This window comes from Luteimonas sp. RIT-PG2_3 (genome assembly GCF_054902115.1).
The window spans coordinates 187,163-205,739 of the sequence record NZ_JBUBPF010000005.1; the positions used below are offsets into that span (position 1 = coordinate 187,163).

Genomic DNA, 18,577 nt, shown 5'->3' on the forward strand with positions numbered 1-18,577 from the left:
AGATCTGCCGGAGGGTCAGGCCAGTACACGACGCACACCGGATTGTTGGGTGTCTCCAGCTCAGTCAACCTCCTGAGAGCCGCTGCCCAATCCGCTGCACTACCGTGGCTCGCTTCGTTAGCCTGTCCTTCGACACCTCGCCGCTGCGCATCACGCCCGAGATCAGGCCGTTGACCTTCTCCAGCATGCGTAGAAGCTGATGCAGCTCCTCGCGCTCGTCCTTGCTTCTGGATTCTCGCCATGCTCTGGTCAGGCCCTCTTCGATCTTGGTGAATGCGTCTTGGTAGACGGGGTTGTCCAGCACGGCCTGCGCGAACTGTCCGCGCTGCAGCTCAGTCTCTAGACTCATGCGACCTCCTGCGGCTGGAGCATGGCGACGATCTGGGACAGCAACTGTTCGACCGCATCCATGCGGCCCTCCAGGTTGCCGTCACGCAGCGTCTCGGCGTTGTTCACCGCGCTGTCTCGATCCGCCCGGCGAGCATCATCGGCCTTGAGCGCCAGTTCCGCTGCCGCCTTCTGTTCCTCAAAGGTAAGCTTGCGGTCCTCCTGCTCCAGCTTCGCCGCTTGTATGGCGAGGTCTCCATCCTTGGAGCGCTTCTCTGCCTTGAGGGCCTCGTTCTCTTGCCCGACCTGCTGGAGCTGCTGCTGGAGCTGCCCCATCTGCTGCTCGACCTGCTGCTGCATCTGTTGGAAGGCTTCAGGGCTCGGCGGCATGCCGGTCGGCTCCTGATCCACGAACTTCTCGGGGTTCTTAAACTCCAGAGCCTGCGCGTATAGGCGGATCACTTCGGCGATATGCTGTGGACGAACCACGCCGGCCTGAGCGCCCGCCTGGATCAGCGGCATCATCCCCAGGATGCGATTGGCCTGCTGCTCCTTGCTGCCCGTGCCCAGGCCCACATTGATCTTCACGTTGAACTGGTTGCGGAACTCGCCCGGGTTGATTGGAACAAACCGCCCATTGATCGCGACCATCTCGGTCACGTTCTGGTGCTGGATCGCCAGCTTCAGCATCTTGGCGAACAACTGCTTCATTCCAACCGCGAAGAAGCGGGCGATCAGCTCCATCCGCATGTCAGCCTTGGCGGTCAACAGCTCGGTGCCGCGCGCCGTCTTGTTCAGGGCGTTCTGGTCGGTGCCCGCGCTGTAGCGGTTGAAGCCGGTTCGGTTCTCGGCCCAGCTCGCGATGAACTCATTGAACTGGTATGCCGGCGCGCCCAAGCTCGGCTGGATGATGGGCTGGATTGCATTAGCTGCCGGCCCAGAGCCACGGATGACGCCACCGGGGCGGTTGTCCAGGATGTCATCAATGTTCACGTCAGCGCTGGTGTTGACGTAGGTCCGCTGATTCACCGTCAGCGCCATGTTGTCGTCAATGGACCGCACGATGCGGGTGCGCAGCCTCTGGGGCTGCACTGCCCGGTCTGCTGGGCAATCACCAAAGAAAGCATGCGAGCGCGGCATCGGGCAGATCCACACGAACGGGTGGCCGTCCACCTGCTCAATGGCCGAAGAACCGTCCTCGTAGGTCGCGATCTTGTCGTCGATCATGCAGACCTTGAGCCATTCGGCCACGCCATCGCCGTCGCGGTCCAGCTTGATGTAGACCTCTCGGAAGTCCACCTCTTCGTGCGACGGGTGCGGAACCGCATAACTGAAGTCGTCAGTCTCGCCCAGCTCAGCCAGCATGGCAGAACTTGGCTCTGCGCCGCCAGCCGCGACCACATCCGTCAGGTCGTAGCCCTCTTCCGTCAGGTCGTAGCGCGGGCGGGGCCAGCACTGGGCGATCATGCCCGGGTCGGCACCCCAGCGGGAATTGGAGTCCACGCGGATGTGAGCAGGCGGGCAAGCCTGGACGCGGATACAGACCTTGCGGCCCTTCTTGATCACAGTGAAGTGCAGCAGCCCCTCGTCGTCGGCTTCAGGCTCCGACTCAAGCTCCCAGCCCTCTTGCATCAGCATCGCTAGTTGCTCAGGAACTTGGCCCTCGTAACGCTGCTTGGCGTCGTCTGCTTCCTCGTCCGCCCAGACCTTGACGAAGCCCACCTTCTGAATCAGCGCATCCTTAAACCAGTCGTGAATGACGCCAACGCCGTCGTTGCGCACGTAGAACAAGTGGTTCACAAAGACCGTTGCCAGCTTGGCCTGCTCTTCGCTGCCCTCCTGGCCCTGGCCCTCGAATAGAACCGCGTCATCGGCGCCAACGAACATGCGCATGATCTGAGGCAGCATGCCGTCAACCGTGTCCGACACATCGGTCGCCACAAAGTCCGAACGGTCCTCCACCTCGGGCGGCCCCAGCTCACCAACAGGCTCCGCGTTGTAGAAGTCCAGGTTCCGCTCACGGGCCTTAGAGACATCGCTGTCAGGCGCGCCCAAGCTCGTGGCAAACGCCTTCTGGCATGCGACCTCGATGTCCTCGTCGGAGAGCTTCTGACGGTCTGCTGATGCCATTTACCTGAGTCTCTTGTAGTTGAGCTTGCCGCCATTGGCCGCAGAGGACTGGGCGAGGTAGTCCACGCACATCAGCCCGAAGGCATCCGCACCGTGGCTAGCCCAGTCGTGATTCGGCCCCAGGCCGATGCTTCTCTTCTCGTCCCACTTCTCGTGGTACCAACCCAGCGCGTCACGGCCTGGCTCGGTCTTGGCTGCGTTGAAGTGGATCTGCGGGAATGCCCGCCGAACCGCCTCAATGCGCTGGTTAGCTGCTCCTGCGCCCATGTTCGGGACCACGCGCACGTTGAACTGAGCCTGCCGAAGCGCGCTCTCGTAGCTGACCTGGTGCACCTTGTCGTTGGTCGCCCCGTCATGCGGGAGGACGCACAGAGCCTTCTCATATCCGCTATCACGCAGCCACTGCACGTGGGCTGCGAGCGGCTGGCCGACCTGCTCGTAGTAGTCCAGCACTCGGACTTCCTTACCCACGAACTGGGTGACCCAGATAGCGCAGGCATCGGCCTTCGCGCCGGTTCCACCGATGTCCCAATAGGCCCTGAGCGTCATCAGCGGGTCTGCAGCAAGCTCCCCAACTCGCCCCTCTGCCTTCGCAGCAGTCAGGTGCCCGGAGAAGTACGCGCCTTCCATGGCGCTTAGAAATCCACCTTCCCAGATGTGTTCGTACTGATCCGGCTTCTCGGCCAGGTCTCGCTGCCTGTCGCGCTCCAGCTTCGCGGGGAACTTCTTGTTGTCCCGCCAGTTGAGATCGACGCCTTTGATCAGCGGGTCCTTCGACTGCGCGAACCGCTTCTCGACCGCAGCATCCTTCCGCTTCGGGTTCCACGTCACCCAAAGCTCGGCGTTCCAGCCCTCGTCCTCCTCACGCAGAGTCGGGATGAGGATCGACCATGCCGAGTCAGTGACCGGCTCGGCCTCATCAACCCAACAGATCAGGATCCGGCCCTTGGACTTGATCGACTCAATCGACCGATCCAAGCCGGCGAACGAGAACCAGACGTTGCCGTCGTGGCTCCGGATGAACTTCTCCCCGACCTCGTAGTAGGCCGACAGGAATGGCTCGTCCTCGATGGCCCGCTTGACCTCCTCCAGCGAGGAATCGTCTAGCGAGTTCATGTACTGCCGGCCGCAAAGCAACTGCCCCTTAACGCCCGCCTGCCCAAATCGCATGCCATTGGCTGCGACCATCTTGGCGAAGCTGCGCGTCTTGGCCGAGCCTCGGCCGCCACGAGACCACCTAACGTCCGCCCTGCCCTGGAACACTGGAATCAGCTTCTCAGGAAGCCGGATCTGCGCCTCAGTCACTCAAGCGGAGCCAGTGTGAACTTCGTGATCGTGTGGAGCGGGTTGTCCTTGTCGCCTGCTACGGTCAGCGGCAACAGCTTCGGATAGATCGTTGCCCAGAACGCCCGCTCGTTCAGTGGATCAGCCTTCGCCCATGTCACGAGGCGCTTCTGCCCGCCTAACTCCTCAGCCGCAGCGGCAATCACCGCCTTCGCTTCGGCCGTTACCTTGTTCTTCGAGCCCTTGGGCCGTCCTCGACCCTTCCTGGCTTCCAGGTTCTCTGGATTGGCCATTGTCTGTCCCTACTTTATGTCCGAAGATCGCCGCCCAATTGGCAGCCATGGCCGTCTCGTCCACTGCTTGGGGACGACGGCCGGAGCCTTTGCTCATTTCACGTATTCCCTAACCACTGCCTGCAACCCTCTGATCTGAGCGTCAGCCTCTATGGCTGCTCGAACAATTGCTCCCGCACTTTCTGCTCTGTCCTCGGCGGCTGCATCAAGCTGGCCGGAGGCGGCGGAAGCTGCGGACAGTTCACTGGTTGCGATGGCCGCTTGCCACCGCTGGTGCAGGCGCTCATTGCCAGCCCGCAGGTCAGCCACAACCCGATCAGCCCGTTTCTGTGCATCTGCCTTGTCCTGTTCGTACTGCTGGGCGACCTGAGCCAGCGCAGCCGACTTGGCGCGCTCCTGCTCTAGGGTTCGATTCGTGAATTCAAGGGCGTCTTGGGCCTGCTTCAGGTCACTGGCCGCCTGATCTGCCCTGCTCTCCTGCAGCCGGCAGGACTGGACCGACAGCCCGAACAGCAGGACTGCCACGACGCCGAGCAGGATGCGGATCACAGAGTGTCGTCGCCTTCCGTGCTCTCATCCCCTCTCGGCGCGCCAGCCCACACTGCGCCCAGAATGAAGCCGATGATTCCGCCCGCAAGCAGTGCGATAAGGGTCATTCCGGCACCTCAATGTTGTGTTTCTTCAGCTCGAATTCGAGCCGCATGATCCGCATCGTCAGCTCGTAGACCTTGGTCTCGGCCTGCCTGCGGGCTTCTCGCTCGGCGTCCAACCCGTTCTCCAGGGAGGTCAGCCGACCCTCTTGCGCGCCGATACGCTCGCCAAGCTGCGTAACCAGCGCGTCGTAGGACCGCCCTTCGCTGCTGATGAACTTGTCGTACAGCGTCCTGCCGAGCAGGGCCACAACCGCTGCCGCTCCTGCCCACAGGCCGTTAGACGCATCCATCACGCGACCGCGCTCACGGCTTGGCGGTACAGGTCATCCCAGCTCGACCTATGCGGCTTCCCTGGACGCCATGTGCGGATGTACAGCGCCCATGCGTCGTCAGCCTTCCCGATCTCTGGGAGGGATGGCGGATCGGTCCACAGCAGCAGCCGGGCGAATGCACAGGCCAGCACATCGTCGCGCTCTAGCTTGTTGTAGACGGCCAGTGCAGTCGGATCCACACCGCGCTCTGCACACGTAGTCAGCGCATACGGGCGCGATGCCCGATGGGACAGGACGCCCTGCACCCCACCACCACGCTCAAACTGCCACAAGCCACGTGCCGGCCCCTTGATCTGCCGCCTATGCACCATCCGGCTCTCTTGCAGCCCAATGGCGATCAGCATCACCCGAGCACGGGCGCTATCCATCTTCGCCGGCAACAGGGACAAGCCCGGGCCGATCACTGATTTGATGATCTGGTCCAACGCCTATCCCCTGTAGATAAGTCCCGGTTACGCATCCGGGGTCGCTTTGACGACCGAGACACCCCATACGCTAGGCATGGGACTATCGGATCCGGCCCTCCGGCCTCTTCGAATAGGTGCTTGCGGGCCGGGTTGGTTACCGGCTACAGCTCTATTTCACGCGACTCGTTGATGGTGGCCGAGCTGTGGAACGGTCACCTGCGCTTCCATCAGCGCCGCCGCAAGCGTGGAGCTAGTTGACTGGCCGAAGCCCCCGCTGCGGCTTGGAATCAGCCTCAGCGTTCAGCCACTTCCGGGATTCGCCGTCCAAGTACCAGAGCTGACCGCCCTTGTACTGGACCGCCAAGACTCCCTCTGCGCCGCTGCCGTGGGCCAGAAGGTCCGCGTCACCGACCCAGCACGTCTCCTCCTGGAGATAGATCGGGTCCATGGCCTCGATCAAGGATTCGTCTTCTTCCTCGTCGATCTCAGTCATGGCCGCTCCAATAGATGTCCGCCGGGTATGGCTTGGCCGCAACTTGGAGCGCGCCGGGAAGCTGTACGGACAAGGCTCTGTCCCGTGTTTCAGGACTAGAAACCATTGCATCACGGGATTTGACCGGCTAAAGCATTGTTCAGGAAACTCTTCGCTCTGCAGCCTTCACGACCCGATACGTCGTCTGCAGCCATGCCCAGTACGAGCTGATGACTGCCCCCAGCACTTGCGACAGATTCTGCCGAGCACGCAGGTAGGTCGGAAGGCTCACGCCAAGGTCGGCAGCCACTTCATCAGCAACGAGGATCGGGCGGCTAGGGTCCATCGCACGCTGCAACGAGTCCCACGCGGCGACCGTCGCCAGTTCCTCGCTATACCCGCTGCGCATGTTGGTCCGGCACCACTCCAGCGCGAAAAGAACCCACCACTTCCGCACTGCTGGCAGGTACTGGCGATCACCTGCCAGTACCAGCCGATACAGGGCGAAGTTGGGGAACCCGTTGTTGTGCTCCAGGCGTGCTAGCCGGTCAGCATCGATGATTGTGTCCGTGATCTGGCCGCACAACTGCGTCTCGAAATCGACGCCGCGCAGGTCGTAGTCGCCGTGCTCCATCTTCATGCAGCCCCCTCGAACATCTGCGCATTCACGCGGCTGCGGGCCACCTCGCCGTGCTGGCGGTGGTAGACGATGGACTGCATGGCGCGAGCTGAGCGCCATCCGCCGCTGGTTGCGTATGCGTCCTTGCCGGCCAGTGTTCCGAAGCTCTCGACCGTCACGCCTGCGAACTCCTTGCGGCTTTCGTGGTGGATGTGACCCATCAGCCAATGCCTGTGCTCGGTATCGCCCCAGTCTTTGGCGCGGTCGGCAGCCATGACGCCGGGCAGCTTGTCCGGCTTGCAGACGTGCCCGTGGTGGACGCCGAGCAGCACCTTGCCAAACCGATGGTAGGCAAACACCGACGGGTTACGATCCACTGTCACGCGCGGCTCGTTCTCGTAGACGTTCGACAGCGCCACCGACAGCCACAGGGCACCGGTCTCGTCATGGTTGCCGGGCGCATTGATGACGTGCACGCGCTGGTGCTTTGCCAGGGCCGATTCGATGCACTGGCGCATGATCTTGACGCCAACCGCGATCATCTTGGCGTAGCGACCGTCAGCATCCAACATGTGACCGCTGCGGGGAGTCTTGGCCTCCAGACTGTCGTAGTGGAACAGATCGCCGAGATTGACGATCAGCGCCTCCTCACTCGCAGGAGCTGCCGCGACCAGGGCTGCCATCGCTTCGCAGTGCATGCGCTCAGCTATGCTGAGATCCCAGTCATCGCCTGTCTCAGCCGCCCAGCTGTACATCCCGACATGCGGGTCCCCAATGGGGTAGACCGCAAGCAGGTCAGCGTTGAACTCCCCGCTAGCGAGGCGAGCCTTGACCCTCGGCAAATCAGCAGACATCGCCTCAATCGCCGCAAGCATCATCTCCTGCTGGCGTTCGTCGTCCGCTGCCGTCTTGATCCACTGAGCTTTGATCGCGCCATCAGGCCCAACCAGCGTGCTGATGCCCTTGGCCCTGAAGCCATCAGGGATCAGCCGCAGGGCGTCGGACTCTGGGCGCATCGTGAAGCTGTGACTACCTGTCGGGCACCAGCCCCGTCCACCGCCGTTCTTGTGAGCGCCTTCGGACCCGCAGCGGGGGCAGATCATTGCAGATCCTCCATGCTGCGCGAGACAGGCACCACGCCCGGCTCAGGTGCATACAGGCGCTGCAATGCCCCTGTCGCCCCACTAGGCGGACGGTCATCGTTGAGCTTGTCCACCGACATCGAGTCCAGCAGGATCGCGCAGCAGGCCATGACGTGGCCCAGATGGTGGACCTGGGCGTCGTGCGATATATCCTCGCCATCCCACCATGCATCCAGGTGGCGGCGCGCAGCACCCAAGTAGACCGACGCGCTGACCTTGTGCTCACGCCAGTTGTAGGGACCGTACTTGCCCGCGCCGTCTCGGAACGCCAGCGCCATGTAGTGCGAGGCGACCGGCGGAACCAGATGCAGCGGAACCTTCATCGCGCCGATGGCGGTCTTGGGGTTGTTGTCTGGGTACGGGCCGCTCATGCAACCCTCCGATACACCGTATTCCGCGTCTCGATCTCGTTGGGCACGCCGTCGTCGTCGTAGACGATTCGCTCTACTCGGCTGGTGTAGACCGTGGGCGGATTTCCTAGCTTCGGATGCTGTCGCACATCGCCCAGCGTGGCGCTCATCTCGCCGCTACAGGGGTGCTCGCCCCAGCCCAAGAACTTCCCGAACTCAACTACCGGCTTGTCCGTCATTTCGCCACCACAGCTATCGTCAAGGCGATCAGGAAGATCACCAGTGCGATGGCGAACGGGATCCAGATCGGGGCAAGCACCCAAAGCCACGGCCACGCCACATGGCCGGTCAGTTTCAGCCCAATGAACAGTACCGCCAGCAACGGGATGAACACCCCGCCTTTATTCACGACAACTTCGCTTGCCATGTCCGCTCCCTAAGCGGTTGAACATGGTGGTATTCAAGCGACTTGTGCGGAATCCATGCCGGAAGCAAATTTCCGATCTATTGCCGATTTTCGCCAGTTGCGGATCGTGCGCTCGTCCACCCCGAACCTTTCAGCCAGGTCCGCCGACCTGTACTCCAAATTCAGCAGCAACTGGTCCCGCTGGCTCTCTGCGATGCTCTGCACGGCCATCAGCTCAACCGGCCGCATTTGCCTCTCCACGTCTTTTCGTGAAGCGCCTGCCGCGACCAGCTCGTCGATGAAGTGCTCAATCGCGATGCTCACTCGACCGTAGTCCATACCATTCCCCTAGCTGCAATCCACGACCCGGCACTGCCAGCGATTGCCGACCTTGTGCCAGCCCCATACCTCGATCCGCCACCCCGCCTCGCGCACCCTCCCGACGTTCTCGTGATCCGCGATCTTGTTCACCCGAGACGAGACATTGCTGTAGCTCGTGGCCTGCACCGCCAGGGTCTCGGAGCCCTTGATCGCCAAGATGTCGATGAACCCGTACAGGTCGTACCGCTTCCGGGTGAAGCTGCTGTAGGTCTCGACAACCCACGGGTGCCATCCGTCCTTGCGAAGGGCCGCCAGACTCCGGGCGGTGGGGCTCATCAACCGAGCATCTCCCGCCCCTTGGCCGTGATCCGGTAGCGAGGGTCTGCAATCTCTCGCAGTCTGACCACTAGATCATCCTCCATGTCCTCTTCGCTGGCCTTGCGGGTGTAGACGCCGACCAGATCATCGTCAGGCAGCGGGTTCTTGCGAGGCTCGTTGACGGCCTCCATTCGGACCTTGCCCGCCCGATCCACATAGACAGCCCAGCCACCAGACTTCCGCAGCATCCGAATCTGAATGCCATGCACCACGTCCTCGACATCTTCTGCAATCAGATTCATCGCTTCGCCTCCCGATATCCCTGCTCCCAAGCCTGAGCGAGGGGTCGCAATGCGGGCTTCCCCGCGTAGATGTTGTCCTTCAAGGGCTTCCCCGCCTTAGCGGCTTCGCGGCCCTGCTCTCTTGCCTTGTCGGTTGTCATCCGTAAACCCTCCGGAGCGTCTCGTTCAGAGCCTCCATTTCGTTGATCTTGTGAATCCGCCACATCGTCTTGTCGCCGTGGATGCCCATTGGCCCGGTGTGGCAGTCGGGGCACAGCCCAATTGAGGTCCACCAAAGGCCCTGTTCGATCTCATGCGCATGCACCCAGCCGGCAGCGCCGCAGCAGGCGCATCCGGACTCTTTGACCTTCTCGACGTGAGACCGCTCAGCAGTCGTCATCCGTGCCTTGTTCTTGCTCCACATCAGAGGAGCCTCCCGTTCAGCTGGGCAAATGCGATCGGGTCACGGTCTGATTTGCGCAAGTTGCATGGGCCGCACAGAAGCTGGATGTTTCCCGACTCGTGCCTTCCGCCTCGCGCTAGCAGCTCGATGTGATCGACGTGGTAGCGCTTGCGAATCGAAGTCGCGCAGAACGCGCACTTACCCCTCTGAGCGCGCATTAAGCGGGGCAGCGTTCCGTACTCAAGACGGCCAACAGCTCTGTTCTTTCGGTTCTGCGCCCACTCCCTGGCCTTATGAGGATTGGCCTTGCGGTACTCGCGAAGCTGCTTTGCCGCCGCCCCGCTTTCGACTCGGCGGCGGAGTGTCGCTGCCGGCCCTCCTGACCATCTGGGGTTCTCTGGACCCTTAAGTGGCAAGTACGTCTTGCGGCGAGTTTCAACAGCTTTGGCTCGGCCGGCCTTGAATGCATCTGATCTGCGCACGGCAATAAGGCCGCAGGCGATAGAGCAGAATTGGCCTTGGCCCTTAGCGACTTGATTCGGCCTTGGCCTGAAGTCCGAACCGCACTCGGCGCAATGCCGGATCTGTGCAGCCATCGCCAGCCTTCTGCGCTCAGTTGAGCAGTCTGCGGAACAGGAGTGATGGCGTTCCGCGTGACATGCCGGCAGCTCGAACCACGCGCCGCAATGACATTCCTTGGCGACGCGGCCTCGCGGCAGGCTCGCCGGCTGGGACGCGTGGATTACCTTCTGACGATTTGCCGATTCGCGGAGCTTCTGGGAGATGATGGTCATGCCGCCTCCGCAGTAAGCCACCGGGCTTTGCAAACTGCCTCACACCAACGCACCGCCTTGGTCTGGCTCGGCTCGTACTCCCACGGCTGATCCCCGATGCTGAAAGCAATCGTGATCGCGTCGATGCACTGCTGCTTGGTCAGGCTCATGCTCGATCCGCCAAGCATCACGAATCCAGGCGCGCCCTCGCCCCGGTTTATGCCGGGCAGCATTCGCCAGCCGAGAACGGTGCCGGCGATGAAGTGGCGGAAGTCGTCTTTGGAGAGCCTCTGCCCGTACCACGTGATCTGCTCGGCCAAATCGCCGCATGCGGCATTTAGGATCTTCCGCTGCTGCTCCGTCAGCATCTCCTTCCACTGCTCAGACATCTGTCGCCTCCTTTTCATTGCACGTCGGACACGGCGTTCCGCGCCTTGCTTCAGTGTCGTTACAGAAGCTCCACCAGCCAGCGTCATGCCCGCACTTCCCACAGGCCATGTGCGCGATGGTTATCGGACCGTCATAGCCGAAGTCGTCGCCGTGCATCATCACGCGGGGCTTGGACCTCGGCGGCTTCAACTCTCGGAACATGTCGGGATAGGGCATCACACAGCCCCCATCGGATCGGCATAGAGGTGCCACGGGTCATTGAGAGTCAATAGAACTGGATTGAGTATCTTGTGTGGATGGCCGCCTCTCTTTAGCGCTGCGATTGCACCGATGCACGGCTTGCTAGATTCGGAGTGACATGCCCATGTCCGGCCGTGCTCGACCCGCATATGACGGATGTCCTGAGGAGTTGGAAGGCAACCGTAGTTCTGTGCCTGATCAGACTCTTCCGAGAAGAAGTTGAACGGGCATCCACAGCAGTTGTGATCAGCCATCCCCCACCTCCCCGGCTGTCCATTTTCCGACCTCGCGCTGTTCGATCAGCACGTACTCCAATGCGGGGTACTGCGACCGTTGGGACTCCAAGTGCTCGCGGACTGTGATTCCGCCGCATCCACATTCGTAGCCGCTACAGCACTGGTAATCGGCAGGGTCTAGGCCCAGCACCAACCACGGCTTGTCGCTGGTCAGCAGGGCTGCCCGGCGTTCCGCGAACTTGAGACTTGTGTACTTGATGCGCTTGGCATTCAAGCCCTCGCGCTTCCACTTCACGCGATACTCAATCATTGGCGCACCTCCCCGGCCATGGCGGCGTCGATGGCTCCGTCGAGGCTTGCGCTGTGATGTACGTAGAAGCCGACAGGCGTATCCGGGTAGATGTGCAGCGTCCAGATTGAGTCTTGCGCGATCATCTGTTCCCGCTCTTCTGCCGGAACGTCGCCGTAGTAGTCATTCTGATCTTGAGGATCGCCCAGCGTCTCCGTTACCGTCGAGTAGGCAACTTGGTGGTCGTTGTGAGTCACGCTTATCGAGCAGGCGCGCGAATCCCTCATCCACCGCCACCGCCCCGCATCCCGCCGCAGCTCGCCCAGATAGGCTTCCAGCTCGTCCTGCATCCGCTTGCCGTCGTCACCACAGGCGAATCGCATACGGGACAGCAAGCCCAATGCCGCAGCCTGATCCCGCTTGGCTTCCTCGGCATCCGATCGCAGCTCATCGGCTTCCCGCCGAAGCACACACTCGGCGCGCTGGCACATCGGCCCGCACGTGTGGATTCCGCTGGCCCACTTGTTGTCGATCTCGGACTGGAGGCGCGTGATCTCGGCCTCTGCGCGCTCGGCTCGTTCTGTGACTTCCGCCAACTCCTGCGCATGGCGGATCTGCTCGCAAGGAGTGCCGGCAGTATCGTCGTGCAGCTTGGCCAGATCCGACCGGGCCTGCGAGAAGCGGGACTTCCACAGATCGACCTCGGCACTAAGGTTGTCGATGGCCAGCTGCGAAAACAATGTTCCCAACTGGTCGTCGTGGTAGATCCAGTCAATTCCGTAGCGGTCCCCGTACCTGGATCTGGCGAGGCCAACTGCACAAGTCGTATCTACCAAGGCCGGCTTGACTACCACCGCCCCCGTGCTGCTGTCTGTTTTCATGCTGCGCTCTCCCATCGCTTGTCTTTGTTGAGATCCCGGAAAGCCATCGTTTCGGGGATGAAGGCGAACTTCTTGAAGCCGGTCGGTCCGTGTCGGTTCTTTTCGATCAGCACTTCGGCTAGGCCACGGTCGGGCGAGTCCTGGCTGTAGACCTCGTCCCGGTAGAGCATCAGGATCTGGTCGGCCTCACGCGTGAGTTCGTCGCTGTTTGCGAGGTCGCCGGATGTCGGTCTCTTATCGGGGCGTGTGTCCACGGCTGCTTTGACCTGAGCCAAGGTGACAACGGGGATATTCAGATCGCGGGCGAGGTTCTTCAGGCCGCGAGCGACAAGCGAGACCTCGGTGATCCGATCAGATCCACGAACCGTGATCCGCTGGGCGTAGTCCACGAACAACGCTTTGATGCCGTGCGTGTGCTTCCATTTGCGGGCGATCCCGATCAGTTCGTCGAGCGTCACGGCGCTGCGGTCGTAGATCCAGATCGGCGAGTCCTTGACCTTGGACATGCCGGCGGTCAGCAGCCCCCAGTCCTCGTCTTGGAACTGGCCCGAGCGGATGACCGCCGCACCCACGCCAGATGACAGTGCGACGCGGCGGATTCCGATCTGAATCGCCGGCTGCTCGGCGCTAATCAACCCGCATGGGTATCCGGCACCTGCGCACGCCTCCACCAAGCCCAGCAGGAACGCCGTCTTGCCCATCGCGGGCCGACCCCCTATCAGGGTCAGGTCCGAGTCGTGGAAGCCGCCCAGGATCGCGTCCAGCTCGATTAAGCCGGTAGTGATTCCGGGAAGCTTGCCCCCGTTCTGGAAAGCGATGCTGGCCTGCTCGAAAGCCATTTGCATCGACTGCCGTCCGGTGAACTCGTGTTCGGCTACCTCGGCGTTCAACTCCATCAGCGCCGAGACCGCCCGGTCTACACCCTCCTCGTCGTCGTCCGCAACATCGGAAATCAGTCGCTGCGCAATCCCCGACGCCTCACGCTTGCGCCAGTTCTTGCGGACGATGTGGGCGTAGGTCACGACCGAACGGGCCGACGTGGTGGACTTCGCCAGCTCCAGCACCGCATCCGCATCGTCGGGCAGCAATTCCATCACCGTCACCGGGTCAGCAGGCTCGCCGGCAAGGATGCGGTTGCGGATCGCCGACCAGAGCCGCTTACGGAACGGATTGGTGAAGTGATCCATGCCCACCAGCGGCGCGACATCGTGGAAGGCGTCGTTGTTGGCCATCAGGCCGCCCAGCACGGCCTCCTCGGCATAGACAGGGGTCTGCATCACAGCGCCCTCCGTCCGCCACCCGGGCGCTGCTCAGGCGGCACAGCCGAGCCACCGCCACGGTCAGCGGCTCGCGACAGCCAGCCGTTGAGGAACTTCCCCACGCCTCGCGGAGTTTTGCGTTGCGCAGGATTGGCGACCGACCACGACCGAGCCTTGAGCAGCTCGCCGGGAACGTTGACGCGGGGATAGGTCCGCTCCCACTCCGCCACCTCGGCCAGGGTCACCGTGTGAACCGATTCCCCCACCAGAGGAATTTGGATTTCTTCCCCTTCTGGAGATAGATATGGAGATGGAGATGGAGATGGAGATGGAGTGTTTCCTAACGGTTTCGAAACCGTTTCGGAAACACCAGCCGAGACCATGATTTCATCTTTGAAAGCAATGGAATCAGGAACGCCAGCCGCAGCCTTGGCGATGGCTTTCCAGATATTCGGATTGGCCGGGCGGTTCCATTCCAGGAACTTGACCACCCACACCCACTTTGTGGCCGAGTCGTACTTGATGAATCCTGCTTTCGAAAGGGTTTCCAAACCGTTCTGAAACCGTTTCGACTCCCACCCCAGATCCTCGCAAGCGTAGGCATCTGGAAGCCTGAAGGCCCCCAGGGTGGTCGTGTGCGGAGATGTCAGCAGGTATGCCGCCAATGTCCGCGCATCGTCGCCGGCATCGCGCAGCGCCTGGTTGGCCCAGAACCCTCTGTAGATCGTTCCGTAGTCACGCATTACGCGCTCACCCCTTCGACCCACGTCTCTCGGAGAATCTGCAGGCATCCGGCGTAGTGCCAGTTGGCGATGACGGATTGGATTGCGCGCTCAGTTGCGTTCATGCGGCTGTCCTCATCAGTTCGACCAGTCGCTGCGTGTCGCAGACGTTCAGTGCCCGCTGGAGGGCCATGTACTGGCGTAGAAGGTTCGATCCAGTGGCAGCGCACAGCGGGCCGACAAGGCGGTCAGGAATCGGTCTCTCGCCGCTTTGCAGCCGAGACACGTAGCTGCGTGACTTGCCAATGCAGGCGGCGATGAAGTCGAGCTTGTGGTGCCCCGCAACGATCGATACGCGGAGCGCCTGGGCCTCGCTATCAATCTGCCGAACCACCCGGTCAGGGGCGTTCGCAGGCGCGTTGGTTACGCCCCAAGCGAGGTTCAGTTCTTTTTGGTTGCCATCGGTTGCCATGTGTTGCCTTTCGTTGCCAAGCGGCGTCGGGCCAAATAAACCCACTCCGAAGAGCGGGCTGCTATGAACTCAGATCGAAGTGAAACGGACGCGCCGGGACAGACCCAGTCGCCCAAGTTGCTTGTTAGCGATGCGCCGAACGTCGTGACGCTGCAGTTCGTCTGTAGCCGCCCCTACGCGATCTGGCGAGACATGGACGGCCAGGTGAGGTTCCGTGAGGTGACTAGGCGTGCGTGACATGTCAGGCCGCCCTCGCCTTCTTGGGCTTGGGCTGGTCCAGGGCCTCGGCCATGTCTACCAGGGCTCGCCCCAACCCATAGGTCGGCTGCATCTGGCCGTGGCGAATCCGGTTGATCGTCGATTGGCGGGCACCAACGGCGGCGGCAATGACCAGCTCGGTCATGCCGGAGTGCTTGAGGTGCGCAATGGCTTCTGATGGGGTCATGCTCCCTATTATTCCCATAGGGATATCACTGTCAATCCCTATGGGGATTCGACCTGACGAACGGTAGGGGCGAACATCCCTATATGGATACCTTCCAGAAGAATTTGTCGTTCCTTCTCGGGTCTGCACAGACGCAGGCAAGAGTGGCTGAGGCTATTGGCAAGAATCAGTCGGCGGTGAGCAAATGGTCCAGAGGAGAGACCAAGGAGCCTGAGTTCAGGTCAATGGCAAAGCTGGCTCGCGTACTTGGGGTTTCACTTGACGATCTCGCTTATCGAGACCTCGAAGAGCAGGGGCCGTCCGCCGCCGCCAACGCCACAGCGTCTCACTCTGTGGGAATTGAGTACGCCAACATGGATCAGGCGGTGGAGCTGCTTTACATGATGGCTGCATTTAGGCCAGGCGATGCTCGATTCCACCGAATCTCATGGCACTCAATCCAGGTGGCCGCTAAAGCGATTGCCAGGGCCGAAGGCTCTCAAACGGATGCAGTGCGCATGATTCTTGAGGAGATTGCTGAGGGGGTGTGATTTGGCTCTGGATCCTATTGCTCTGAAGTCGTTGGCGATTGAACTGGCGGCATCAATGCCTCCTCCCGCCCCTCCTGACGTTGACTGTGCGGTCATCGACGTGTCCGAGCGTGCGAAGATGATTCGCAAGATTAGCCGCATTGCCAATGCCCATGGCTGGCAAGACGCGATCACGATGTTTCTGGAGGTCAAGGGTGTGCCCAGCATGCTTGATCTAACAGATCCCCAACTTGAGGACCTACTTGACCGCATGAACGGCTACGTGGATGCTGCGGAGACAGGGGCCAGCCTGGCAGACTGCCTGCCAGCCGGATAAGGAGGGGATTGTGCGAATTCTCGCGGTCGCAGCTCTGCTGGTATCAGGGACGCTATCTGCACAGCAGCCAGCCCTACGGGAGGGGCTGGTTTACAGCTACATGAAGGACGGTGCCCGGCACTACACGGCAGCGCCGCCACCAGCAGACGCGGAGAGCGTTCGTGCGATCAACTACTCGTTCTTCGAGAATGCACCGCCCTACCCCATTACGGTCAAGCGGTCATTCGCCGGATTTGAGTGTCGCGACAATTGCTCAGGCCATCGGGCCGGGTACGACTGGGCTCACGCCAAGGGGATCAACTCGGCATCCCAGTGCCAGGGGCGATCAAGATCCTTCATCGAAGGCTGCATCGCGTATGCAGAGGGGATCTCCCCCTAAAACAAAAGCCCCGTGAGGGGCTTTGTTGTGTGGATCACATAAGGTCGCCCTACCCGTCCCGTCTCCGGAAGAATGGTGCGATAAGCATTGCTAGAGGAGCGCCACCCAACGCGATACTGACCGCTGCCGGTGCGCCCATGACAGCAGTGATGGACCCAGCGGCGAGGCCGGCAAGGGCAATCACAAGAGCACACAGCTGGCCTCTCTTACCTTCAGCGAGGTCACCGTCAATGCGTCTTTCATTGAGCGCGATCATGCTGTTTTGAGCAAGCTCAGCCATGCCAAGAATCCGAAGGCCAGAACCGGGACATGCCCTTTCATAAGCAGCGTAATCTTCTGGCGCCGGCAACGGGCCTGAATGACTTTTTGCAACCGCCATTACCGCAGCCCTGACCTCGCTGGTTTGAAGAAGTTCAGGATTCCGCTCAATTGCCTCAGCGATGATCTCCTGCTTCTGCTCATCCGGCAGGGCAGCAAGGGGGTTGCTACTTTTCGGCGAAGAGCTCTGCTGGCCGGCGGCGGCCTGCGATTTGCCTGATTGTTTCCGCGACTTTCGGCTCTGTCGAGACCTCTTGCTCACACGCTCCCCTTAACAGGTCTCCGACCTGCTCCCATGCGCTATGCACGCTCATCAACTGGGAGGCCACGATCTGATCCCTGATGTGCGCGCGAGACTGCGTCGGGCACAGCTCAATCACGGAGGCAAAGCCCCGAATGAATGCTGGATTCAAGTGTTTATGGCTCATTGGTCTCCCCTAGAACGGGATAGTAGCAGACGAAGATAGTAGGACAACACGTGTTAGCTAGGTGTCGTAGCTATTAGATGCAGTGACAAGCAAATGGTTCAAAAGTGCGCAGCTACCCATTCATGCGACAACTAGTACATTATAACATAACTGTCAAGGGCGGGTTCCCGAAGGCTGCTATGTAGAACTTCGGACTACCGTTGGTCGGGAAGTTCTCACAAATATTCCTTTAGGGATTGACTAGAATAATTCCTATGGGGATACTTCTCCCACACCCCGCCACACGGGGAGGGAGAACGGGATGGCAGCAACCAAGAAGAAGACGGTCAAGGCCACTGAACCGACCGTCATCGCATTCAAGGGGTTCGACAAGGACCTGAAGTGCCGTGGCTTCCAGTACGCCATCGGCGAGACGGCCACGCACACCGGGCCGGTCAAGGCGTGCAACTCAGGGCTGCATGCCTGCGAGTATCCGCTCGATGTGCTGGGCTACTACGCCCCCATCGCTGACGACGGCACGATCAACCGGTTCGCCGTGGTCGAGGCTTCCGGCGAGATCTCCCGCCATGACGACGACACCAAGATTGCGGCCGCCCGGCTCACGCTGAAGGCCGAGATCAAGATTCCTGAGCTGGTGACCTACGCCGTCAAGTGGATTCTCGACCGCATCGATTCCACGGTTGCCGAAGGTGGCGACCAGTCCGCTGCGACCAACACGGGCAACCGGTCCGCTGCGACCAACACGGGCAACCGGTCCGCTGCGACCAACACGGGCGACCAGTCCGCTGCGACCAACACGGGCAACCAGTCCGCTGCGACCAACACGGGCTACCAGTCCGCTGCGACCAACACGGGCTACCAGTCCGCTGCGACCAACACGGGCTACCAGTCCGCTGCGACCAACACGGGCAACCGGTCCGCTGCGACCAACACGGGCTACCAGTCCGCTGCGAGCGTCGAGGGGCCGCATTCCGTCGCCATCAGCACGGGCTACCAGGGGCGGGCTAAGGCCAACGAAGGCAGCGCAATCATGCTCGTTGAGCGAAACGACGAGATGGAGATCGTGTCTGTGTTCGCGGGTGTCGCTGGCCGCGATGGCCTGCTCCCGGATGTCTGGTACTCACTGCAGGGCGGCAAGCCCGTCAAGGTCGAGGGCTGAGT

At 61.4% G+C, this 18,577-nt stretch carries 30 protein-coding genes and 1 pseudogene; 4 read left to right on the forward strand and 27 right to left on the reverse strand.

Translation table 11 applies throughout. The annotated features are described in order from the left end of the window. Positions 1-64: 64 nt before the first annotated feature. The 26 genes from ACYX7E_RS09960 to ACYX7E_RS10085 form a co-directional block, all read right to left on the reverse strand. Positions 65-349, reverse strand: coding sequence for a hypothetical protein (locus ACYX7E_RS09960; RefSeq protein WP_462080427.1), 285 nt, complete (start codon positions 347-349; stop codon positions 65-67). Further along, the gene (locus ACYX7E_RS09965; protein ID WP_462080428.1) at positions 346-2,457 is read right to left on the reverse strand and encodes a portal protein; all 2,112 of its coding nucleotides are present in this window, start codon (positions 2,455-2,457) and stop codon (positions 346-348) included. The genes ACYX7E_RS09960 and ACYX7E_RS09965 overlap by 4 nt, the downstream gene beginning before the upstream one ends. Next, entirely contained in the window at positions 2,458-3,762 is a 1,305-nt protein-coding gene (locus ACYX7E_RS09970) for a phage terminase large subunit (RefSeq protein ID WP_462080429.1), read from the reverse strand. Further along, positions 3,759-4,034, reverse strand: coding sequence for a hypothetical protein (locus tag ACYX7E_RS09975; RefSeq protein ID WP_462080430.1), 276 nt, complete (start codon positions 4,032-4,034; stop codon positions 3,759-3,761). Before ACYX7E_RS09975 ends, ACYX7E_RS09970 begins: the two co-directional genes overlap by 4 nt. 93 nt (positions 4,035-4,127) lie before the next feature. Then, positions 4,128-4,583 (reverse strand): lysis system i-spanin subunit Rz, encoded by a 456-nt coding sequence (locus tag ACYX7E_RS09980; RefSeq protein ID WP_462080431.1) that lies wholly within the window; start codon positions 4,581-4,583, stop codon positions 4,128-4,130. Between the two features lie 103 nt (positions 4,584-4,686). Beyond that, positions 4,687-4,977 (reverse strand): hypothetical protein, encoded by a 291-nt coding sequence (locus ACYX7E_RS09985; RefSeq protein ID WP_462080432.1) that lies wholly within the window; start codon positions 4,975-4,977, stop codon positions 4,687-4,689. Further along, entirely contained in the window at positions 4,977-5,444 is a 468-nt protein-coding gene (locus tag ACYX7E_RS09990; protein ID WP_462080433.1) for a hypothetical protein, read from the reverse strand. Before ACYX7E_RS09990 ends, ACYX7E_RS09985 begins: the two co-directional genes overlap by 1 nt. Before the next feature lie 232 nt (positions 5,445-5,676). Continuing rightward, complete coding sequence (locus ACYX7E_RS09995; protein WP_462080434.1) at positions 5,677-5,919, reverse strand: hypothetical protein; 243 nt, start codon at positions 5,917-5,919, stop codon at positions 5,677-5,679. Positions 5,920-6,058: 139 nt separating this feature from the next. Continuing rightward, positions 6,059-6,538 (reverse strand): hypothetical protein, encoded by a 480-nt coding sequence (locus ACYX7E_RS10000; protein WP_462080435.1) that lies wholly within the window; start codon positions 6,536-6,538, stop codon positions 6,059-6,061. After that, a complete protein-coding gene (locus ACYX7E_RS10005; RefSeq protein WP_462080436.1) occupies positions 6,535-7,533 on the reverse strand; it encodes a metallophosphoesterase in 999 nt (332 codons plus the stop codon). The genes ACYX7E_RS10000 and ACYX7E_RS10005 overlap by 4 nt, the downstream gene beginning before the upstream one ends. An 83-nt stretch (positions 7,534-7,616) precedes the next feature. Continuing rightward, complete coding sequence (locus ACYX7E_RS10010; RefSeq protein WP_462080437.1) at positions 7,617-8,030, reverse strand: dATP/dGTP diphosphohydrolase domain-containing protein; 414 nt, start codon at positions 8,028-8,030, stop codon at positions 7,617-7,619. Continuing rightward, positions 8,027-8,248, reverse strand: a complete 222-nt coding sequence (locus ACYX7E_RS10015; RefSeq protein ID WP_462080438.1) for a hypothetical protein — start codon at positions 8,246-8,248, stop codon at positions 8,027-8,029. Before ACYX7E_RS10015 ends, ACYX7E_RS10010 begins: the two co-directional genes overlap by 4 nt. After that, on the reverse strand, positions 8,245-8,436 hold the full coding sequence (locus ACYX7E_RS10020) for a hypothetical protein (RefSeq protein WP_462080439.1): 192 nt from the start codon (positions 8,434-8,436) through the stop codon (positions 8,245-8,247). The genes ACYX7E_RS10015 and ACYX7E_RS10020 overlap by 4 nt, the downstream gene beginning before the upstream one ends. A gap of 33 nt (positions 8,437-8,469) precedes the next feature. Next, entirely contained in the window at positions 8,470-8,739 is a 270-nt protein-coding gene (locus ACYX7E_RS10025) for a helix-turn-helix domain-containing protein (protein WP_462080440.1), read from the reverse strand. 24 nt (positions 8,740-8,763) lie between these two features. After that, entirely contained in the window at positions 8,764-9,072 is a 309-nt protein-coding gene (locus tag ACYX7E_RS10030; RefSeq protein WP_462080441.1) for a hypothetical protein, read from the reverse strand. Next, positions 9,072-9,356: a hypothetical protein gene (locus ACYX7E_RS10035; protein ID WP_462080442.1), complete on the reverse strand. Its 285-nt coding sequence runs from the start codon at positions 9,354-9,356 to the stop codon at positions 9,072-9,074. Before ACYX7E_RS10035 ends, ACYX7E_RS10030 begins: the two co-directional genes overlap by 1 nt. Beyond that, positions 9,353-9,496 (reverse strand): ribosome modulation factor, encoded by a 144-nt coding sequence (locus ACYX7E_RS10040; protein ID WP_462080443.1) that lies wholly within the window; start codon positions 9,494-9,496, stop codon positions 9,353-9,355. The genes ACYX7E_RS10035 and ACYX7E_RS10040 overlap by 4 nt, the downstream gene beginning before the upstream one ends. Continuing rightward, entirely contained in the window at positions 9,493-9,759 is a 267-nt protein-coding gene (locus ACYX7E_RS10045; protein ID WP_462080444.1) for a hypothetical protein, read from the reverse strand. The genes ACYX7E_RS10040 and ACYX7E_RS10045 overlap by 4 nt, the downstream gene beginning before the upstream one ends. Continuing rightward, positions 9,759-10,532, reverse strand: a complete 774-nt coding sequence (locus ACYX7E_RS10050) for an HNH endonuclease (RefSeq protein ID WP_462080445.1) — start codon at positions 10,530-10,532, stop codon at positions 9,759-9,761. The genes ACYX7E_RS10045 and ACYX7E_RS10050 overlap by 1 nt, the downstream gene beginning before the upstream one ends. Continuing rightward, positions 10,529-10,900 carry a recombination protein NinB gene (locus ACYX7E_RS10055; protein ID WP_462080446.1) on the reverse strand — a complete coding sequence of 124 codons (372 nt, stop codon included), beginning with the start codon at positions 10,898-10,900 and terminating at the stop codon, positions 10,529-10,531. The genes ACYX7E_RS10050 and ACYX7E_RS10055 overlap by 4 nt, the downstream gene beginning before the upstream one ends. A gap of 487 nt (positions 10,901-11,387) precedes the next feature. Beyond that, positions 11,388-11,687: a hypothetical protein gene (locus tag ACYX7E_RS10060; RefSeq protein ID WP_462080447.1), complete on the reverse strand. Its 300-nt coding sequence runs from the start codon at positions 11,685-11,687 to the stop codon at positions 11,388-11,390. Beyond that, positions 11,684-12,547, reverse strand: a complete 864-nt coding sequence (locus ACYX7E_RS10065; RefSeq protein WP_462080448.1) for a hypothetical protein — start codon at positions 12,545-12,547, stop codon at positions 11,684-11,686. Before ACYX7E_RS10065 ends, ACYX7E_RS10060 begins: the two co-directional genes overlap by 4 nt. Continuing rightward, a complete protein-coding gene (locus tag ACYX7E_RS10070; protein WP_462080449.1) occupies positions 12,544-13,824 on the reverse strand; it encodes a replicative DNA helicase in 1,281 nt (426 codons plus the stop codon). The genes ACYX7E_RS10065 and ACYX7E_RS10070 overlap by 4 nt, the downstream gene beginning before the upstream one ends. Next, a complete protein-coding gene (locus tag ACYX7E_RS10075; protein WP_462080450.1) occupies positions 13,824-14,549 on the reverse strand; it encodes a hypothetical protein in 726 nt (241 codons plus the stop codon). The genes ACYX7E_RS10070 and ACYX7E_RS10075 overlap by 1 nt, the downstream gene beginning before the upstream one ends. A gap of 100 nt (positions 14,550-14,649) precedes the next feature. Further along, the gene (locus tag ACYX7E_RS10080) at positions 14,650-15,000 is read right to left on the reverse strand and encodes a hypothetical protein (RefSeq protein WP_462080451.1); all 351 of its coding nucleotides are present in this window, start codon (positions 14,998-15,000) and stop codon (positions 14,650-14,652) included. A gap of 241 nt (positions 15,001-15,241) precedes the next feature. After that, on the reverse strand, positions 15,242-15,445 hold the full coding sequence (locus ACYX7E_RS10085) for a helix-turn-helix domain-containing protein (RefSeq protein ID WP_462080452.1): 204 nt from the start codon (positions 15,443-15,445) through the stop codon (positions 15,242-15,244). An 83-nt stretch (positions 15,446-15,528) separates the two neighbouring features. Here ACYX7E_RS10085 and ACYX7E_RS10090 point away from each other — a divergent pair, with 83 nt between their 5' ends. From ACYX7E_RS10090 to ACYX7E_RS10100, 3 genes and pseudogenes are all read left to right on the forward strand, one after another. Continuing rightward, positions 15,529-15,975, forward strand: a complete 447-nt coding sequence (locus ACYX7E_RS10090) for a helix-turn-helix domain-containing protein (protein ID WP_462080453.1) — start codon at positions 15,529-15,531, stop codon at positions 15,973-15,975. Positions 15,976-16,006: 31 nt separating this feature from the next. Continuing rightward, positions 16,007-16,291, forward strand: coding sequence for a hypothetical protein (locus ACYX7E_RS10095; protein ID WP_462080454.1), 285 nt, complete (start codon positions 16,007-16,009; stop codon positions 16,289-16,291). Between the two features lie 82 nt (positions 16,292-16,373). Continuing rightward, positions 16,374-16,478, forward strand: a pseudogene (locus tag ACYX7E_RS10100) (lytic transglycosylase domain-containing protein); the annotation flags it as partial. A gap of 241 nt (positions 16,479-16,719) precedes the next feature. On the opposite strand, the gene ACYX7E_RS10105 reads toward ACYX7E_RS10100, so the two are convergent. Then, on the reverse strand, positions 16,720-17,250 hold the full coding sequence (locus ACYX7E_RS10105) for a DUF2335 domain-containing protein (protein ID WP_462080455.1): 531 nt from the start codon (positions 17,248-17,250) through the stop codon (positions 16,720-16,722). A gap of 467 nt (positions 17,251-17,717) precedes the next feature. Between ACYX7E_RS10105 and ACYX7E_RS10110 the strand changes: the two genes are divergently transcribed. Then, positions 17,718-18,575, forward strand: a complete 858-nt coding sequence (locus tag ACYX7E_RS10110; RefSeq protein WP_462080456.1) for a DUF7666 domain-containing protein — start codon at positions 17,718-17,720, stop codon at positions 18,573-18,575. The last annotated feature ends 2 nt before the right edge of the window (positions 18,576-18,577 follow it).

What these genes read in the sequence shown, in the direction of transcription:
- ACYX7E_RS09960 (WP_462080427.1), bottom strand. Translation starts at nt 349, where the DNA reads ATGAGTCTAGAGACTGAGCTGCAGCGCGGACAGTTCGCGCAGGCCGTG.
- ACYX7E_RS09965 (WP_462080428.1), bottom strand. Translation starts at nt 2,457, where the DNA reads ATGGCATCAGCAGACCGTCAGAAGCTCTCCGACGAGGACATCGAGGTC.
- ACYX7E_RS09975 (WP_462080430.1), bottom strand. Translation starts at nt 4,034, where the DNA reads ATGGCCAATCCAGAGAACCTGGAAGCCAGGAAGGGTCGAGGACGGCCC.
- ACYX7E_RS09985 (WP_462080432.1), bottom strand. Translation starts at nt 4,977, where the DNA reads ATGGATGCGTCTAACGGCCTGTGGGCAGGAGCGGCAGCGGTTGTGGCC.
- ACYX7E_RS09995 (WP_462080434.1), bottom strand. Translation starts at nt 5,919, where the DNA reads ATGACTGAGATCGACGAGGAAGAAGACGAATCCTTGATCGAGGCCATG.
- ACYX7E_RS10000 (WP_462080435.1), bottom strand. Translation starts at nt 6,538, where the DNA reads ATGAAGATGGAGCACGGCGACTACGACCTGCGCGGCGTCGATTTCGAG.
- ACYX7E_RS10005 (WP_462080436.1), bottom strand. Translation starts at nt 7,533, where the DNA reads ATGCGCCCAGAGTCCGACGCCCTGCGGCTGATCCCTGATGGCTTCAGG.
- ACYX7E_RS10010 (WP_462080437.1), bottom strand. Translation starts at nt 8,030, where the DNA reads ATGAGCGGCCCGTACCCAGACAACAACCCCAAGACCGCCATCGGCGCG.
- ACYX7E_RS10015 (WP_462080438.1), bottom strand. Translation starts at nt 8,248, where the DNA reads ATGACGGACAAGCCGGTAGTTGAGTTCGGGAAGTTCTTGGGCTGGGGC.
- ACYX7E_RS10020 (WP_462080439.1), bottom strand. Translation starts at nt 8,436, where the DNA reads ATGGCAAGCGAAGTTGTCGTGAATAAAGGCGGGGTGTTCATCCCGTTG.
- ACYX7E_RS10030 (WP_462080441.1), bottom strand. Translation starts at nt 9,072, where the DNA reads ATGAGCCCCACCGCCCGGAGTCTGGCGGCCCTTCGCAAGGACGGATGG.
- ACYX7E_RS10035 (WP_462080442.1), bottom strand. Translation starts at nt 9,356, where the DNA reads ATGAATCTGATTGCAGAAGATGTCGAGGACGTGGTGCATGGCATTCAG.
- ACYX7E_RS10040 (WP_462080443.1), bottom strand. Translation starts at nt 9,496, where the DNA reads ATGACAACCGACAAGGCAAGAGAGCAGGGCCGCGAAGCCGCTAAGGCG.
- ACYX7E_RS10045 (WP_462080444.1), bottom strand. Translation starts at nt 9,759, where the DNA reads ATGTGGAGCAAGAACAAGGCACGGATGACGACTGCTGAGCGGTCTCAC.
- ACYX7E_RS10050 (WP_462080445.1), bottom strand. Translation starts at nt 10,532, where the DNA reads ATGACCATCATCTCCCAGAAGCTCCGCGAATCGGCAAATCGTCAGAAG.
- ACYX7E_RS10055 (WP_462080446.1), bottom strand. Translation starts at nt 10,900, where the DNA reads ATGTCTGAGCAGTGGAAGGAGATGCTGACGGAGCAGCAGCGGAAGATC.
- ACYX7E_RS10060 (WP_462080447.1), bottom strand. Translation starts at nt 11,687, where the DNA reads ATGATTGAGTATCGCGTGAAGTGGAAGCGCGAGGGCTTGAATGCCAAG.
- ACYX7E_RS10065 (WP_462080448.1), bottom strand. Translation starts at nt 12,547, where the DNA reads ATGAAAACAGACAGCAGCACGGGGGCGGTGGTAGTCAAGCCGGCCTTG.
- ACYX7E_RS10070 (WP_462080449.1), bottom strand. Translation starts at nt 13,824, where the DNA reads ATGCAGACCCCTGTCTATGCCGAGGAGGCCGTGCTGGGCGGCCTGATG.
- ACYX7E_RS10075 (WP_462080450.1), bottom strand. Translation starts at nt 14,549, where the DNA reads ATGCGTGACTACGGAACGATCTACAGAGGGTTCTGGGCCAACCAGGCG.
- ACYX7E_RS10080 (WP_462080451.1), bottom strand. Translation starts at nt 15,000, where the DNA reads ATGGCAACCGATGGCAACCAAAAAGAACTGAACCTCGCTTGGGGCGTA.
- ACYX7E_RS10085 (WP_462080452.1), bottom strand. Translation starts at nt 15,445, where the DNA reads ATGACCCCATCAGAAGCCATTGCGCACCTCAAGCACTCCGGCATGACC.
- ACYX7E_RS10090 (WP_462080453.1), top strand. Translation starts at nt 15,529, where the DNA reads ATGGATACCTTCCAGAAGAATTTGTCGTTCCTTCTCGGGTCTGCACAG.
- ACYX7E_RS10110 (WP_462080456.1), top strand. Translation starts at nt 17,718, where the DNA reads ATGGCAGCAACCAAGAAGAAGACGGTCAAGGCCACTGAACCGACCGTC.